The sequence below is a fragment of the Actinomadura viridis genome, from assembly GCF_015751755.1.
In the GTDB taxonomy this organism is placed as follows: Bacteria; Actinomycetota; Actinomycetes; order Streptosporangiales; family Streptosporangiaceae; genus Spirillospora; species Spirillospora viridis.
This window is the reverse complement of record NZ_JADOUA010000001.1, coordinates 7,075,020-7,089,684: the sequence shown is the minus strand read 5'-3', so window position 1 is coordinate 7,089,684 and position 14,665 is coordinate 7,075,020. Positions and strand designations below refer to the sequence as shown.

Below are 14,665 nucleotides of genomic sequence, written 5' to 3'. Positions count from 1 at the left end.
CCGCGCGGGAACGGGGTCAGCGGAGGCCGCGGAAGAACGCGCGGACGTCGCCGGTGAGGAGGTCGGGGACCTCCAGCGCCGGAAGGTGCCCCCCACGGTCGAACTCCGTCCAGTGCACGATGTCGTAGACCTTCTCGGCGAAGCGGCGCACCGGCAGGATGAGGTCGTGCGGGAAGACCGCCACCCCCATCGGCACCGGGTTGGACACCGCCTTGCGGCCCCGGGGCCCCGTGTTCTCCCGGTGGAGGCGGGAGGACGAACCCCCGGTGCCGGTGAGCCAGAAGAGGCTCACCGTGGTGAGCAGCCGGTCGTCGCCGACGCCGGTCGCCGGGTCGGTCCACTCGGTGACCTTGTCGGCGATCCAGGCCAGCTGCGCCACCGGTGAGTCGGCCAGCGCGTACGCCAGGGTCTGCGGGCGCGTGGACTGCATCTGCCAGTAACCGGCCGGCGCGGCCAGATAGCGCCGCTGCCGTTCGACCCGGGACGTCTCCTCGTCGGTCAGGTCGGTCACGGTCTCGTCCGCCGGCATCGCCAGGTAGTTGGTGTGCAGCCCGGCGAGCCGTTCGGGGGCGATGCCGGCGAGGGCGGCGGACACCGGCCAGCCCCAGTCGCCGCCCTGGACGCCGTACCGCTCGTACCCCAGCAGGTCCATCAGCTCCTTCCACGCCCGCGCGACGCGTCCGACGTTCCAGCCCCGCTCGCGCGTCGGTCCCGAGAGCCCGAAGCCCGGGATGGACGGGATCACCACGTGGAACGCGTCGGCCGGGTCCCCGCCGTGCGCGCGGGGGTCGGTGAGCGGGCCGATCATGTCGAGGAAGTCGGCGGACGTGCTCGGCCAGCCGTGCGTCAGGATCAGCGGCAGCGCGTCCGGCTCGGGCGACCGCACGTGGAAGAAGTGCACGTTCGCGCCGTCGATGGTGGTGGTGAACTGCGGGAACGCGTTCAGCGCGGCCTCCTGCGCGCGCCAGTCGTAACCCGTGCGCCAGTACTCGGCCAGCTCCCGCACGCGGCCGAGCGGGATGCCGTAGTCCCAGCCGGCGCCGGGCAGCTCGTCCGGCCAGCGGACGCGGTCCAGGCGTCCGGCGAGGTCGTCCAGATCGGCCTGCGGGACGTTCACACGGAAGGGAACGACATCGGTCATGGCGGCCTCCTCGATCATTGGTGATGCCAACATTGGTGAGACCAACTATATGCACACGATCGTGGGTCGTGCCAACAATTTGCTAGACTCCCGAGCCATGATGACCGGCGAGGGGGCGCAGCCCGCGCGGCTCAGGAACGCGCCGAGCTGGCTGATCGCTCAGCTCTACGCGTACTCCCACCGGGTCCGCAACGAGCGGTTCGCCGCGGCCGGCTTCCGCAGCTACCACTACAGGCTGCTCGCCGCCCTCGCCGAGTTCGGTCCCGCCAGCCAGGCCACCCTGGGCCGCAGCACCGGCATCGACCGCAGTGACGTGGTCGCCGCGCTGAACGAGCTCGCCGGCAAGCACCTGATCGAACGCGCGCCCGACCCCGCCGACCGCAGGCGCAACATCATCTCGATCACCCCGGCGGGCAGGCGCGGCCTCGACGAGCTGGACGAGGTGCTGGCCGAGATCCAGGACGAGCTGCTCGCGCCCCTGACCTCCGAGGAACGCGACCGGCTGACCGGCATGCTCGTCCGCCTGGTCGAGCACCACGTGCGCCCCTGAGGGGACTCACTCCTCGCCGGAGAACCGCTCCCAGGCGGACTGCCGCGTGATGCCGAGCGCCTGCCCGATCCTCGCCCAGGTGACCCCGCGCCGCCGCAGCTCCCGCACCCAGCCCCGGAGCTCGGCCTCGACCTGGTCGGCGAGGGCCGCCACGCGCGGGACCTTGTCGAGCATCTGCTCGTCCGTCATCGACGTCCACCGGGGCAGCCGGACCTGGAACGGATCGTCGCGGTACTCCTCCACGATCGCCTCGGCGGCGGCGACGCACGCGCCGCAGATCCGCAGGCCGGCGCCCGAGACCAGGCGGCCGACCTCGGCGGCGGGCCGGTCGCAGGAGAAGCACCGGACGGTTCCGTCGTCGGCCTCGGCCAATGAACTCACCTCCGTCGTCAGGGTTTCCCTGACACGGTAGGCCGTCAGGGCGCACCTGACAACTCCCGGCCGCCGCGCACCGTCCTCAGCCAGCTTCGGCCAGAACGAGGGCGAGGCGGTCGTACGTTTCGAGCGCCCCCTTGGACATCCCGGTGCCCAGTGCCATGGCGAGCACCTCGGGCGAGGGGAAGCGGCTGCGGTGGACGACCTTGGTCCGTCCGCCGAGGTCGGTGAGGACGAGCTCCTCGATCGCGGGCGGCCCCTCGTTGGCCGGCGCGACGTCGTAGATCGACGTCCGCACGTACCGCTCGGGCGCCTCGACCTCCAGGTACTCGCCCCTGAACGGCGCCTCGCCCCCGTCGAACTCGTTGACCCAGCGCCACCCGCCCCCGGGCCGGACGTCCATCTCGACCACGTCGGTGGTGGTCCCGTGCGGCCCCCACCACGCGGAGACGTGCTCCGGCGAGGTCATCACCGCCCAGACCAGCTCGCGCGGGGCGTCGAACACCCGCTCGGCGACCAGCTCGTCGCCCTCGGCGTACAGGGTCGTGGACTCGCTGCTCAGGTCCTGTCTCGTCATGTCTCTTCTCCTCCGGATGGTCTCTGCAGGTCCTTCAGGTACGCGTCGAGGCGGTCGAAGCTCTCGCCGAGGAATTCCCGGTAGCGGCCCATCCAGATCGCCACCTCCTGGAGCGGCTCGGCCGACGCCCGGAAAGAATCGACCATCGTCCCTGGTCGCAGAGTCGAACGGCCCTGCTCGCCCGGCCGTCACCGGCACACGCTGGGAGCACCTGGACGAACATTCGCCAAGGGGGGCCGGTGATGGGGTGGGCCCTCAGTCCCGGTTACTGGCTGGGCATGGTCGTGATCACGACCGCGCTGCTGGGGCTGATCATCGCCGGGGTCGTCGCTCTGGTGCGCTGCGCCAGTGAAGGCGACCGGCGGCCACTGGATGTGGCTGGCGGCCGGGGCGGCCGCCGCGCTCGTGGTGGGAACGGCCTCGATGGCCGCCCTCGCCGGCACCATGGGCGGTCAGGGCGGCGGGCCGCCGGGCTCGGTGCGCCCGGGCGCGGCCTCCGGCCAGGGATGCCAGGTACCCCCACTGCCTGGTGCGGTGGTGAAAGTGGACCTGACCGACATGGGCGCCATGATGGGCGCCCGGCACGGCCCAGGCCCGATGACGGGTCCGTCTCAAGACGGGCGGTTCTGGCCGATGCCCGGCATGATGCGCCTGTCCGCCACCCCATCCCACGTCCGGCAGGGCACCGTGTCGCTACGGGCGTACAACACCGGCGCATGGCCCCATGAGGTGATGGTGATGCCCCTGCCGCCCGGTCAGCAGCCTGGGCGGCGTCCCATCGGTACCGACGGCGCCGTCGCCGAGCGCGGAAGCCTCGGGGAGGCGTCGCGCACCTGTGGCGCCGGGGCCGGGCACCCGATGGGCATCGCCCCCGGCAGGGCCGGATGGACCACCCTGCACCTCGTCCCCGGCCGCTACGAGCTGATCTGCAACCTGCCAGGCCACTACGCCGCGGGCATGCACACCGAACTCGACGTCACCGGGTAGACGATCTCAGGCGTGTTCGGTGGAGTCAGTTCTCGCGCAGGCAGGCCGGCACGGCGAGAACGCGGCGGGCCACCATCCGAGCGGGTGGGACGGTCGGGCGTCCGATGATCTGCGGCCAGGCAGCCCGCCGCCCGCGAGTGAGTCCCGTCCCCGGCTCCGGCGTCGCCCCACCGGGCGCAGCCGACGTGCTCGCGACGGCGGCTGAGGGCACTTCGAGACAGGCCCTAGTCTCTCGGGCGTGCCGACACATGATCTCCAAGCCGTCGTCGACGAACTGCTCGTCCTTCCGTTCCCGCCGGACGGGCCGGACTGCCACGTCCGCGTTCTCCAGGCAAGCCAGGACTTCTGGGAGGACCGCAGTGAGGAGATCGTCGCGGCGGCCGAGGAAGAGATCGACACCGCGTGCCAGGCACTGGTCACCTCGTTCACCGCGCGCTGGGGCGGGCCCGAGACGATCGACCTGGACCCCTACCTGTGGAGCGAGGCCCCGGCCCCCGAACCGATGAACACGCTGGCCCAGCTCAGCGGCGAGATGCTCCTCTGGCGGCGGCCGGGGGCGGGCCGTTGGGTCGCGCTCACGGTCGGGCAGGCCGATCCCGAGTTCCCCATCGAGTTGCGGGCCGCGGTCGGGGCGGCGCCGATCCCTGAGCCGCCCATGCCCGGCATGGCGCCGTGAAGGCCGCGCCTGGTGCGATAGGGGGACGCTGTCGTAGAAAAGGTCCACGGCCGTGCGGGGACCGCCGGACGCCGGACGAGTAGGAGCGACATGGTCAGCGACAACGCCGCCAGGCTCGCGGTGCTCATCGACGCGGACAACGCGCAGCCTTCGATCACCGAGGGCCTGCTGGCGGAGGTCGCCAAGTACGGGACCGCCCACGTCAAACGGGCGTACGGCGACTGGACCGGGACCAGCCTCAAGGGCTGGAAGGAGCATCTGCTCGCCCAGTCGATCCAGCCCATCCAGCAGTTCGCCTACACCACCGGCAAGAACGCGACCGACGCGGCGATGGTCATCGACGCGATGGACCTGCTGTACTCGGGGCGCTTCGACGGGTTCTGCATCGTCTCCAGCGACAGCGACTTCACCCGCCTGGCCGCGCGCATCCGCGAGTCCGGCCTCACCGTGTACGGGTTCGGCGAACGGAAGACGCCGAAACCGTTCGTCGCGGCGTGCGACAAGTTCATCTACATCGAGAACCTCACGTACTCCCCGAGCATCGCCACCCCGGCGCCCAAGGCGGCGCAACGCGCCTCCGCCGCTCATCTCGCGGGGGACACCGCGCTGATCGGCCAGCTCCGCAACGCCGTGGAGGCGGCATCGGACGACGACGGCTGGGCCGGTCTCGCCTATGTCGGGCACATCATCACCAAACAGCGCCCGGACTTCGATTCCCGCAGCTACGGCTACGCCAAGCTCAGCGATCTGATGGAGGCGACCACGCTGTTCGAGCTGGAACGCCGCAGCCCGGGCAGCGGCAAGCCGGGGGTCGTCTACGCCCGCGACAAGCGTCACCAGGACAAGGACCCCGGCGAGGATCTCGGACTCGCCGCCGAGCTCGGCTGAACCTCCGTCGAGCCGAGGCCGGTCACGCCGATCCTCACCAGGTCACAGCAAGCACGGTCAAAAGTGACAGTCAATGACACATTGACCCTATGCTGTCACCTGCGGTGGGGGCACCCCACCTCAGCACAAGAGGAACGACATGACCAAGGCCAGGACAATCGTCATCACCGGCGCCAGCGACGGCATCGGCGCCGCGGCGGCCCGCCGGCTCCACCGGGACGGCGCCCGCGTCGTCATCGTCGGCCGCTCCCCGCGGAAGACGCAGGCGGTCGCCGGCGAGATCGGCGCGGAGCACCACATCGCCGACTTCACGAGCCTCGATGACGTCCGCAAGCTCGCGGCCGAGCTGAACGCCGCGTACCCCCGCATCGACGTGCTCGCCAACAACGCCGGCGGCATCTTCGGCGACCGCACCAGGACCGCCGACGGCTTCGAGAAGACCTTCCAGGTCAACCACCTGGCGCCGTTCCTGCTCACCCGGCTGCTGATGGACACGCTCATCGCCAGTGCGGCAACGGTGATCCAGACCGCGAGCGCCGGCGCACGCACCTTCGGCAGGCTCGACATCGACGACCTCGAGCACGACAGGAAGTTCAGCCCCGAGCGGGCCTACTGCACCACCAAGCTCCAGAACATCCTCTTCACCAAGGAGCTGCACCGCCGCCACCACTCCGCGGGCATCTCCACGGCCGCGTTCCATCCGGGCAGCGTCGCGTCGAACTTCGCCATCGAGTCGGAGAGCTACCTCAGGCACCTCACCGGCACCCGCCTCGGACGCGCCTTCCTGGCCACCCCGGAGAAGGGTGCCGAGCAGCTCGTCTGGCTCGCACAGGGCCGGCCCGGCATCGACTGGGTCTCCGGCACCTACTACGAGAAGCGCAAGCCGGCGAAGCGCAACAACCCGCAGGCTCTCGACGCCGATCTGGCCCGCCGGTTCTGGGACCGCTCCGAACAGCTGCTCCGCTGAGCCCTGCGTTCCAAGACCCGGCCGACGGCGCTCGCCTGGCGGCTCGCACCCGACCGGGCCTGGATCGCCGATGGGGTCGTGGAGCGCCGGTCAGTGGTCGTCGCTCATCTCCGGTACGGCAGGTGCGAGCGGACGATGCCAGGTCGTGATCGGCGGCTCATCAGCGTGCCTGGCGCGGGGCGCCGTTCACCGCGCGTTCCGTCGCCCTGCCTGCCTGCTCCGCGAGTTCCAGGTCGATGAAGGCGCTGATCATTGCGCGCCACACGGCCTCGGCGACCACCGGTGACAAACCCGCGGCCACGGCACGTTCACGCGCCGACGCGACCACCTGCTCCACCCTGGCAGGTGCGCGCACCGCCTGCTCATCGGCCTTGAACCTCGCGGCCGCCCTGACCAGAGCCTGCCGCTCGGCCAAGAGCCGAACCAGGTCGGCGTCGATGGCGTCGATCCCGGCACGGACCTCTGGAAGCGATTTCGGATCAGCCATGATGCGATCCTTCCACTGCCGGCGGTCGCCCTGGAGGGCCGCCGGTGCCACGGCAGGCTACTGCGCCATGTCGACGAAACGGCTGTAGTGGCCCTGGAACGCGACGGTGACGGTCGCCGTCGGGCCGTTACGGTGCTTGGCCACGATCAGGTCGGCCTCGCCGGCCCGGGGTGACTCCTTCTCGTAGGCGTCCTCACGGTGCAGGAGGATGACCATGTCCGCGTCCTGCTCGATGCTGCCCGACTCGCGCAGGTCCGACACCATGGGCTTCTTGTCGGTCCGCTGCTCGGGACCTCGGTTGAGCTGGGACAGCGCGATGACGGGCACGCCGAGCTCCTTGGCCAGGAGCTTGAGCGAACGGGAGAACTCCGAGACCTCGACCTGGCGGCTCTCCACCCGCTTGCCGGACGACATCAGCTGGAGATAGTCGATGATGACCAGCCTCAGATCGTGCTGCTGCTTGAGGCGGCGGCACTTGGCCCGGATCTCCATCATCGACATGTTGGGCGAATCGTCGATGAACAGCGGCGCCTCGGCCACCTCGCTCATCCGCCGGGCCAGCCGCGTCCAGTCCTCGTCCTGCATGGTGCCCGAACGCATCGCGTGCAGGGCCACCCGGGCCTCGGCGGACAGCAGCCGCATCGTGATCTCGTTCCGGCCCATCTCCAGGCTGAAGAACGCCGAGGTCAGCCCGTGCTTGATCGAGGCGGCGCGGGCGAAGTCCAGGGCGAGCGTGGACTTGCCCATGGCGGGACGGGCGGCGACGACGATCATCTGGCCGGAGTGGAGGCCGTTGGTGAGCGCGTCGAGGTCGGCGAAGCCGGTCGGGACGCCGACCATCTGGCCGCCCCGGCTGCCGATCGCCTCGATCTCGTCCAGGGCGCCCGGCATGATCTCGCTGAGCGAGACGTAGTCCTCGCCGCTGCGCTTCTCGGCGATGGCGAAGACCTCGGCCTGCGCCCGGTCGAGGACGTCGTCGGCGTCGGCGCCGTCGGCGGCGTAGCCCATCTGCACGATGCGGGTGCCGGTCTCGACCAGCTTGCGCAGCACCGACCGCTCTCGGACGATCTTCGCGTAGTAGCCGGCGTTGGCCGCCGTGGGCACCGAGGAGATCAGGGTGTGCAGGTACGGGGCGCCGCCGATCCGGCCGATCTCGCCGCGCTTGGTCAGCTCGCCCGCGATGGTGACGGCGTCGGCGGGGTCGCCGCGGCCATAGAGGTCCAGGACCACGTCGTAGATGATCTGATGGGCCGGTCGGTAGAAGTCCTGGGTGCGCAGGATCTCGACGACCTCGGCGATCGCGTCCTGGGAGAGCAGCATGCCGCCCAGCACGCCCTGCTCGGCGGAGATGTCGTGCGGTGGGGTGCGCTCGAACCCCTGATCGGGCGGGCCGATCTCGGTGACGCTCATCGTGGCGCACCCCCCTTGCCTCTTCCGCCGCGTCGGCCCCGTCCACCACGTCGCGGAACGTTCATCCCACGTCTATCTGGAGCGTCTGACATTCTGCGCGGCCGCCCGCCGGTGAGCAAAAGGATCTGTGGACGGACCTGTGGAGCCGCTGTGCAGACACGCCGGGTGGGTTGTGCACGACCTGGGGAAAAGCCTGGGGATAACTAGGAAGAGTTCTCCACAACGCCGCTCTGACCTGCATGAACACTGTCCACCGGCTGTGTGGGAAAGAAAGTCGCCCCAGCATGGGTCCACACGGGCGTAACTGACAAATCCCTCAGATCCATTACATCTGATAGCGTAACGGCTGTTATGGTCGGCTCCCCCCTGCGGTGGCGTGCGAACCCGCACGACCGCGAGATCCTCCGCCTCGCGGTCCCCGCGTTCGCCGCGCTGGTGGCCGAGCCCCTGTTCCTGCTCACCGACTCGGCGATCATCGGCCATCTCGGCACCGCGCAGCTGGGCGGGCTCGGTGTGGCCGGCCAGGCGCTGGCCACGCTCGTGTACCTGTGCGTCTTCCTCGCCTACGGGACGACCGCCGGCGTGGCACGGCGCGTCGGCGCGGGCGACATGAAGGGGGCGATCCGCCAGGGCGTCGACGGACTGTGGCTGGCGCTGGCGATCGGCGCCGTGCTGATCGCGGTGGGCTGGCCCCTGGCCCCCTGGCTGGTGGACATGTTCGGCGCGTCCCCGTCGGTCGCCCCGTACGCGCACACCTACCTCACGGTGAGCCTGCTCGGCATCCCGGGAATGCTGCTCATACTCGCCGGCACGGGGGTGCTGCGCGGGCTCCAGGACACCCGCACGCCCCTGTACGTCTCGATCGGCGGCTTCGGCGCGAACCTGGTCCTGAACGTGGTGTTCGTGCTCGGGCTGGGGTGGGGCATCGCCGGCTCCGCCTGGGGGACCGTGATCGCCCAGACGGGCAGCGCGGCGGTGTACGTGGTGATGGTGGTGCGCGCGGCCCGCCGCCACGGGGCCCCGATCCGGCCCGATCTCCAGGGCGTGCGCGGCGCCGCCTCCGCCGGGGTGCACCTGCTGCTGCGCACGGCCGCCATGCGGGTGGTGCTGATCGTCGGCACCTCGATCGCCGCCCGGATGGGCGACCCGGAGATCGCCGCTTACCAGGTGGGCTTCCAGGTGTGGACCCTGCTGGCCTTCGCGCTGGACGCGATCGCGATCGCCGGTCAGGCCATCACCGGCCGCCATCTCGGCGCCTCCGACGTCCCCGCGACCCGGGCGGCCACCCGGCGCATGATCCAGTGGGGCGTGGTGTGCGGCATCGTCTTCGGCATCGGGATCCTGATCGTACGCCCCTGGCTGCCGGCCCTGTTCACCGGCGACGACCAGGTCCGGAACCTGCTGCTGGGGTCGCTGGTCCTGGTGGCCCTCATGCAGCCGATCGCGGGCGTGGTCTTCGTCCTGGACGGGATCCTGATCGGCGCGGGCGACGGCCCCTACCTGGCGGTGACCTCGGTCATCGCCACCCTGGCGTTCCTGCCGGCGGCGCTGCTGGCCTACGGGGCCGGCACCGGCCTCGTCGGGCTGTGGCTGGCCATCGGGCTGTGGATGGTCACCCGCCTGGTCACGCTGGGACTGCGGGCCCGCGGTGAGGCGTGGCTGGTCACGGGCGCGACCCGCGGCTGACCCGGCGCCGGACGGCGGGCGGGCACGGCGCCGGCGCCGGACGGCGGGCGGCGGGCGCTCCGGCCGCGAAATCGGCGAAGCCCACCCGCCCCAGCCGCCACACTCGCTAGTATTCGAACATGTGTTCCACGCACGGCGAGCGGATGGCCCGCCTGACTCAGGCGATCGACGACCTGGCCGCCGAGGGTCTGGCCGGGTTGCCACCGGAGACCCTGGTCGAACGGGTCGCGGGCATCTGGTCCCTGGTCGAGGGCATCGACCCGGAGATCGCCCGCCGCCGTACGCGCTACACCACCCTGGAGTCCTGAGGCGCCCTCACCCGTCCAGGCGGGGCGCGTTCGGCGCCGGGCTCGCCGGCACGCCGGGGTCCGGGGAGACATGGACGGGATCGTGCAACGGTGGCGACACCGGCTCGATCGGCGGGACCTCTCCAGGTGCCGTGACCTGCCCGGAAGGCGCGCCCCCATCGGACGGCGGGACCTCACCGGGTGACGGGGCCTCTCCGGAGGGCGGGACGTCCTCGGAGGGCTGCTCCTCTTGCTCCTCCTGTTCCTCCTGGGCGTCCAGCCGGTCGGCCACGTCCTCGCGGAGTTCGGTCAGCCTCCCGTAGAGGACGTCCCCCGGGCAGTCGGTGGCGACCAGGTCGCGGTGCCCGACGATGGCGCGGAAGGGATCGAGGTCGTACTCGGCGCACAGCCACGCGCACGTCTCGACCAGCGAATCCCACAGCGTGCCGGGGACGGGCGAATCGCTGTAGTCGCCCTCGTTCTCGATGCCGATGGTGTGACCGTTGTGGTTCAGGGCCTGCGCGCCGAGCACGTGCCGGCCGTTCCGGATCGCCGCGAGGCTGCGGTTGCGGCCCTCCATGATGTGGCCGCCCCGGCTGATCGTGAGCTGCTGCCCGGTGTCGTCCCAGCCGCGGGCGCGCATGTGGAAACGCTGGATGCGGCGGGACAGCCGGTAGGCGTGCGCGAGGGAGTAGTCCTCGGAGTTCGGCGTCGCGGTGTGATGCACGACGATGCGGTTCGGGGGCGTACGGAACACCGTGGCGGGCCTGCGCGCGGGCAGCGCCTGCCAGTCCCGCCGGGTGTGGACCAGCAGCGGCGGCCCACCCTCCCGCGGAATCCTCCTGCCGTCGGCGCTCGCCGCGCCGGGCGTGATCACCTCGACCAGCCCCAGGCCGAGCAGTGCCGCCAGGCCGCGACGGGTGAGACCACCGTTCGGATGCATGGACATGCCGTCCCCCCTTCCCCGTGGTGATCATCGCCGACGGGGGCGGTGATTCCTCGTACACCGAGGGACAGGGCGATTCAGGGGCGTACCACGGGAAACGGCCGGGACCCCATGACGGGGCCCCGGCCGTTCGGCCTGCTCAGATCACGCCTCGACGACGTCCACGTCGATGGTGGCGTTGACATCGGAGTGCAGCCGGATGCTGACCCGGTGGGTGCCGACGGTCTTGATCGGGTTACCGATCTCGATCCGGCGGCGGTCCAGGTCCGGCCCGTCGGCGGCCTTGACCGCCTCGGCGATGTCGGCGGGCGTCACCGCGCCGAACAGGCGGCCGTTGCTCCCGGTACGGGTGCGCAGGGTCACCTTCAGCGACTTCAGCCGCCCGGCGACCTCCTTGGCGTGCTCGACGGTCGCGATCTCGCGGGCCGAACGCGCCTTCTTGATCGACTCGATCTGACGCTCCGCGCCCCGGGTCCACTTGATCGCGAACCCTCGGGGGACGAGGTAGTTGCGGCCGTAGCCGTCCTTGACCTCGATGACGTCGCCGGGCTCACCGAGTCCGGAGACCTGCTGAGTGAGGATGAGCTTCATGTTCGTCGGTCCTCCTCTCTCAGCGCGCGGTGCTGGTGTACGGCAGCAGCGCCATCTCACGAGCGTTCTTGATCGCCGTGGCGACGTCGCGCTGGTGCTGGGTGCAGTTGCCGGTCACCCGGCGGGCACGGATCTTGCCGCGGTCGGAGATGAACTTCCGCAGCAGACCGGTGTCCTTGTAGTCGACGTAGGAGATCTTCTCCTGGCAGAAAACGCAAACCTTCTTCTTAGGCTTGCGGGGAGGTGGCTTCGCCATCGTGGTGCTCCTTTATGAGAGCCCCGCTCGCGCGGGAATGGACTGTGGTTGGTGATCGCGTGAGTTAGAACGGCGGGTCGTCGGAGAAGCCGCCGCCCCCGCCGCCACCGCCGGAGCCGCCGGTGGCCCAGGGGTCGTTGGGCGGGGCGCCGCCGGGGCCGCCCTGCTGGCCGCCCTGCTGGCCGCCGCCGAAGCCGCCGCCACCACCGCCGCCGTAGCCGCCGCCGTCACCGCCGGGGCCGCCGCCGAAGCCGCCACCGCCGCCGCCGCCGAACCCGCCGCCGCCACCGCCCTGCCGCTGGGTCTTGTTGACCTTGGCGGTGGCGCTGCGGAGGGACGGGCCGACCTCGTCGACCTCGACCTCGAAGACGGTGCGCTTCTCACCCTGCTGGGTCTCGTACGAGCGCTGCTTGAGACGCCCCTGCACGATCACCCGCATGCCGCGCTGCAGGGTCTCGGCCACGTTCTCGGCCGCCTGCCGCCAGACGTTGCAGGTCAGGAAGAGCGCCTCGCCGTCCTTCCACTCGCCCGACTGGCGGTCGAAGAACCGCGGCGTCGAGGCGATGCGGAACGAGGCGACCGCCTGGCCGCTCGTGGTGAAACGTAGGTTCGGGTCCTCCACGAGGTTCCCGACGATCGTGATTACGGTGTCGCCTGCCATGGGCTCGCTCCGGCTGGTGTGAGGGCCTGAGCCTGGCTCAGTGGACCTCGGGGCGGATGACCTTCGTACGGAGGATCGACTCGCTCAGGTTGAGCTGCCGGTCGAGCTCCTTGACCGTGGCAGGCTCGGCCGAGAGGTCGACCACCGCGTAGATGCCTTCGGACTTCTTCTGGATGTCGTAGGCCAGACGCCTGCGACCCCAGACCTCCACCTTCTCGACGCTGCCGCCGCCGTCCTTGACGACCTTCAGGAACGGGTCGAGCGAAGCGGAAGCGGTGCGCTCGTCGATGGCGGGGTCGAGGATGGCCATGAGTTCGTAACGACGCATGCTGTGTCCCTACCTCCTCTGGACTGATGCGGTCACGGTCTCTCCGTGACAGGAGGGCTCTTGCGTCCGTCGCGGCCGCGCGGCACCGGCCGGGTGGCCGTGCACCGGCCGCGAGACCGATACAGGCTACCAAGAGTCGGCAGTAAGAAGGCCGGTTCCGGGTGCGGCCGGGCACACCGCCGCGGTGTGCCCGAGCGGTGATGATCCGGTTCGCACCGGTCCGCCCGGTACGTCCGATGCCGATCCGCGCGCGGCGGACCCGCCCGGCGCGGGGGCGGACCGATGCGTCCGTCACCAGCGCCGGGCCCCCGTGGCGGACGTTCTCGTCGCGCAGCGCCGCCGCTCCAGCTCGGCCATGATGTCGGCCATGCGGGCGCGCATGCGGGCGGTCTGGGTCGTCAGCAACGACAGCTCCTCGACGAGCTCCGCGTCACCGATGACCGCGAGTTCACTCTGCCTCACGTTCGGTACCTCCTGGGTCTCCCCGCTTCCCCTCGGGGCGGACCGGGACCGCTGTCCTCGAATCCATGTTCGACCGTACCCGGTGCCGCCGACAGTTTCCGCGCCGCCCGGCCCGAATGATCATCGCTCCCCAGGGAATCCCTTTACGTGACGACGAGCACAGCACGCCCGGAGGGGGTGTCCCGATGTCACAGGCAGCGGGGAAGAAGCGGCCGGCGTTCACTCTCAACACCGACGGCGAGCGCCATCCGGTGGAGAACTCCCTCGCGGTGGCGGCGGTCTCGATCGGCCTGTGCGCCCTCGTGCTGGGGTTCATCCCCCCGGCCCACTTCTTCGGGATGCTGGCCGGCGTGATCGGGCTTCCGCTCGCCCTCTACTCGCAGCTGGTGTCCGCCACGACGGGCGAGCGCTGGCTGAACGTGGTGGGCATGGTGGCCTCGTTCGTCGGCGCCGCCTTCGCCGTCAGCCACGGCGGCTTCTCGATCTGAGCACCGAGGACCCTCCCGTGTCCGGCGTGACGCGGTGTCACATGGCGCGGCTACCCTCGGAGACATGCGCATCGGAGCCCACGTCGACCAGACCAACGCGCTCGATCACGCCCGCGCTCGCGAGGCCGACGTCGTGCAGTTCTTCCTCGGGGACCCGCAGGGGTGGAAGAAGCCCGTGCTCCCCGAGGGCGTGGAGGCGTTCCAGGCCCCGGACGTCGACGTGGACGTGTACGTGCACGCCCCGTACGTCGTCAACGTGGCGACCTCCAACAACCGGATCCGGATCCCCAGCCGCAAGATCCTCCAGCAGCAGCTGGAGGCGGCGGCCTCGATCGGCGCGAAGGCGCTGATCGTGCACGGCGGGCACGTCCTGAAGGACGACGACCCGGAGACGGGCTACGAGAACTGGCGCAAGGTCTTCGAACGCCTGGACTGTCCTGTTCCGGTCTACATCGAGAACACCGCGGGCGGCGGCAACGCGATGGCGCGGAAGTTCGACCGGATCGCCCGGCTGTGGGAGGTCCTGTCGGGCGTGGACGGGCTGGAGTCCAAGCTCGGGTTCTGCCTGGACACCTGCCACGCGCACGCGGCGGGCGAGGAGCTGATCGACGCCGTCGACCGGATCAAGTCGATCACCGGCCGGATCGACCTCGTGCACTGCAACGACAGCCGGGACGCGTTCGGGTCGGGCGCCGACCGGCACGCCAACCTGGGCTCGGGCACCATCGACACCGACCTGATCCTGGCCGTCGTCCGGGCGGCCGGCGCCCCCGTGGTGGTGGAGACGCCGGGGGACGGCCAGGCCGCCGACATCGCCTGGCTGCGGTCCCGGCTGGGCTGAGCGGAAACGGCGTCCGGACTTTTCCCGATGTCAAGCCGGAACCTCCACGCCCGACCCGGCA

Annotated in this window: 21 protein-coding genes; 9 read left to right on the top strand and 12 right to left on the bottom strand. The window is 70.8% G+C overall.

Translation table 11 applies throughout. From position 1 onward, the window contains the following. Positions 1–16: 16 nt before the first annotated feature. Positions 17–1,141, bottom strand: a complete 1,125-nt coding sequence (locus IW256_RS32150; protein WP_197014522.1) for an epoxide hydrolase family protein — start codon at positions 1,139–1,141, stop codon at positions 17–19. A gap of 97 nt (positions 1,142–1,238) precedes the next feature. On the opposite strand from IW256_RS32150, the gene IW256_RS32145 reads away from it, so the two are divergent. Then, positions 1,239–1,691 carry a MarR family winged helix-turn-helix transcriptional regulator gene (locus IW256_RS32145; RefSeq protein WP_197014521.1) on the top strand — a complete coding sequence of 151 codons (453 nt, stop codon included), beginning with the start codon at positions 1,239–1,241 and terminating at the stop codon, positions 1,689–1,691. A gap of 6 nt (positions 1,692–1,697) precedes the next feature. Here IW256_RS32145 and IW256_RS32140 read toward each other — a convergent pair whose 3' ends face one another. From IW256_RS32140 to IW256_RS32130, 3 genes are all read right to left on the bottom strand, one after another. After that, a complete protein-coding gene (locus tag IW256_RS32140) occupies positions 1,698–2,072 on the bottom strand; it encodes a ClpX C4-type zinc finger protein (protein WP_420535432.1) in 375 nt (124 codons plus the stop codon). A 76-nt stretch (positions 2,073–2,148) separates the two neighbouring features. Then, entirely contained in the window at positions 2,149–2,643 is a 495-nt protein-coding gene (locus IW256_RS32135) for an SRPBCC domain-containing protein (RefSeq protein ID WP_197014519.1), read from the bottom strand. Further along, positions 2,640–2,789, bottom strand: a complete 150-nt coding sequence (locus IW256_RS32130) for a hypothetical protein (RefSeq protein WP_197014518.1) — start codon at positions 2,787–2,789, stop codon at positions 2,640–2,642. Before IW256_RS32130 ends, IW256_RS32135 begins: the two co-directional genes overlap by 4 nt. Before the next feature lie 202 nt (positions 2,790–2,991). Here IW256_RS32130 and IW256_RS32125 point away from each other — a divergent pair, with 202 nt between their 5' ends. From IW256_RS32125 to IW256_RS32110, 4 genes are all read left to right on the top strand, one after another. Next, positions 2,992–3,630, top strand: a complete 639-nt coding sequence (locus tag IW256_RS32125) for a hypothetical protein (RefSeq protein WP_197014517.1) — start codon at positions 2,992–2,994, stop codon at positions 3,628–3,630. Positions 3,631–3,868: 238 nt separating this feature from the next. Further along, positions 3,869–4,306, top strand: coding sequence for a hypothetical protein (locus IW256_RS32120; protein ID WP_197014516.1), 438 nt, complete (start codon positions 3,869–3,871; stop codon positions 4,304–4,306). 90 nt (positions 4,307–4,396) lie between these two features. Beyond that, positions 4,397–5,194, top strand: coding sequence for an NYN domain-containing protein (locus IW256_RS32115; RefSeq protein ID WP_197014515.1), 798 nt, complete (start codon positions 4,397–4,399; stop codon positions 5,192–5,194). A gap of 139 nt (positions 5,195–5,333) precedes the next feature. Further along, a complete protein-coding gene (locus IW256_RS32110) occupies positions 5,334–6,161 on the top strand; it encodes an SDR family NAD(P)-dependent oxidoreductase (RefSeq protein WP_197014514.1) in 828 nt (275 codons plus the stop codon). Positions 6,162–6,321: 160 nt separating this feature from the next. Here the strand turns inward: IW256_RS32110 and IW256_RS32105 are convergent, their stop codons facing one another. Continuing rightward, on the bottom strand, positions 6,322–6,648 hold the full coding sequence (locus IW256_RS32105) for a chorismate mutase (RefSeq protein ID WP_197014513.1): 327 nt from the start codon (positions 6,646–6,648) through the stop codon (positions 6,322–6,324). A 57-nt stretch (positions 6,649–6,705) separates the two neighbouring features. Continuing rightward, a complete protein-coding gene (dnaB, locus tag IW256_RS32100; protein ID WP_197014512.1) occupies positions 6,706–8,058 on the bottom strand; it encodes a replicative DNA helicase in 1,353 nt (450 codons plus the stop codon). Between the two features lie 351 nt (positions 8,059–8,409). On the opposite strand from dnaB, the gene IW256_RS32095 reads away from it, so the two are divergent. After that, positions 8,410–9,744, top strand: a complete 1,335-nt coding sequence (locus tag IW256_RS32095) for an MATE family efflux transporter (protein WP_197014511.1) — start codon at positions 8,410–8,412, stop codon at positions 9,742–9,744. Positions 9,745–9,863: 119 nt separating this feature from the next. Beyond that, positions 9,864–10,052: a hypothetical protein gene (locus tag IW256_RS32090; protein ID WP_197014510.1), complete on the top strand. Its 189-nt coding sequence runs from the start codon at positions 9,864–9,866 to the stop codon at positions 10,050–10,052. Positions 10,053–10,059: 7 nt separating this feature from the next. Here IW256_RS32090 and IW256_RS32085 read toward each other — a convergent pair whose 3' ends face one another. The 6 genes from IW256_RS32085 to IW256_RS32060 form a co-directional block, all read right to left on the bottom strand. Further along, entirely contained in the window at positions 10,060–10,980 is a 921-nt protein-coding gene (locus tag IW256_RS32085; protein ID WP_231404018.1) for a peptidoglycan recognition protein family protein, read from the bottom strand. Positions 10,981–11,121: 141 nt separating this feature from the next. After that, positions 11,122–11,568, bottom strand: coding sequence for a 50S ribosomal protein L9 (rplI, locus tag IW256_RS32080; protein ID WP_197014509.1), 447 nt, complete (start codon positions 11,566–11,568; stop codon positions 11,122–11,124). A 19-nt stretch (positions 11,569–11,587) separates the two neighbouring features. After that, positions 11,588–11,824, bottom strand: coding sequence for a 30S ribosomal protein S18 (rpsR, locus tag IW256_RS32075; protein WP_019631633.1), 237 nt, complete (start codon positions 11,822–11,824; stop codon positions 11,588–11,590). A 64-nt stretch (positions 11,825–11,888) separates the two neighbouring features. Beyond that, on the bottom strand, positions 11,889–12,485 hold the full coding sequence (locus tag IW256_RS32070; protein WP_197014508.1) for a single-stranded DNA-binding protein: 597 nt from the start codon (positions 12,483–12,485) through the stop codon (positions 11,889–11,891). Between the two features lie 37 nt (positions 12,486–12,522). After that, positions 12,523–12,813 carry a 30S ribosomal protein S6 gene (gene rpsF / locus IW256_RS32065; protein WP_197014507.1) on the bottom strand — a complete coding sequence of 97 codons (291 nt, stop codon included), beginning with the start codon at positions 12,811–12,813 and terminating at the stop codon, positions 12,523–12,525. Between the two features lie 291 nt (positions 12,814–13,104). Continuing rightward, complete coding sequence (locus tag IW256_RS32060; protein ID WP_197014506.1) at positions 13,105–13,275, bottom strand: hypothetical protein; 171 nt, start codon at positions 13,273–13,275, stop codon at positions 13,105–13,107. A 185-nt stretch (positions 13,276–13,460) separates the two neighbouring features. On the opposite strand from IW256_RS32060, the gene IW256_RS32055 reads away from it, so the two are divergent. Both IW256_RS32055 and IW256_RS32050 read left to right on the top strand, forming a co-directional pair. Next, a complete protein-coding gene (locus tag IW256_RS32055; RefSeq protein ID WP_197014505.1) occupies positions 13,461–13,763 on the top strand; it encodes a hypothetical protein in 303 nt (100 codons plus the stop codon). A gap of 64 nt (positions 13,764–13,827) precedes the next feature. After that, positions 13,828–14,604 (top strand): deoxyribonuclease IV, encoded by a 777-nt coding sequence (locus IW256_RS32050; RefSeq protein WP_197014504.1) that lies wholly within the window; start codon positions 13,828–13,830, stop codon positions 14,602–14,604. The last annotated feature ends 61 nt before the right edge of the window (positions 14,605–14,665 follow it).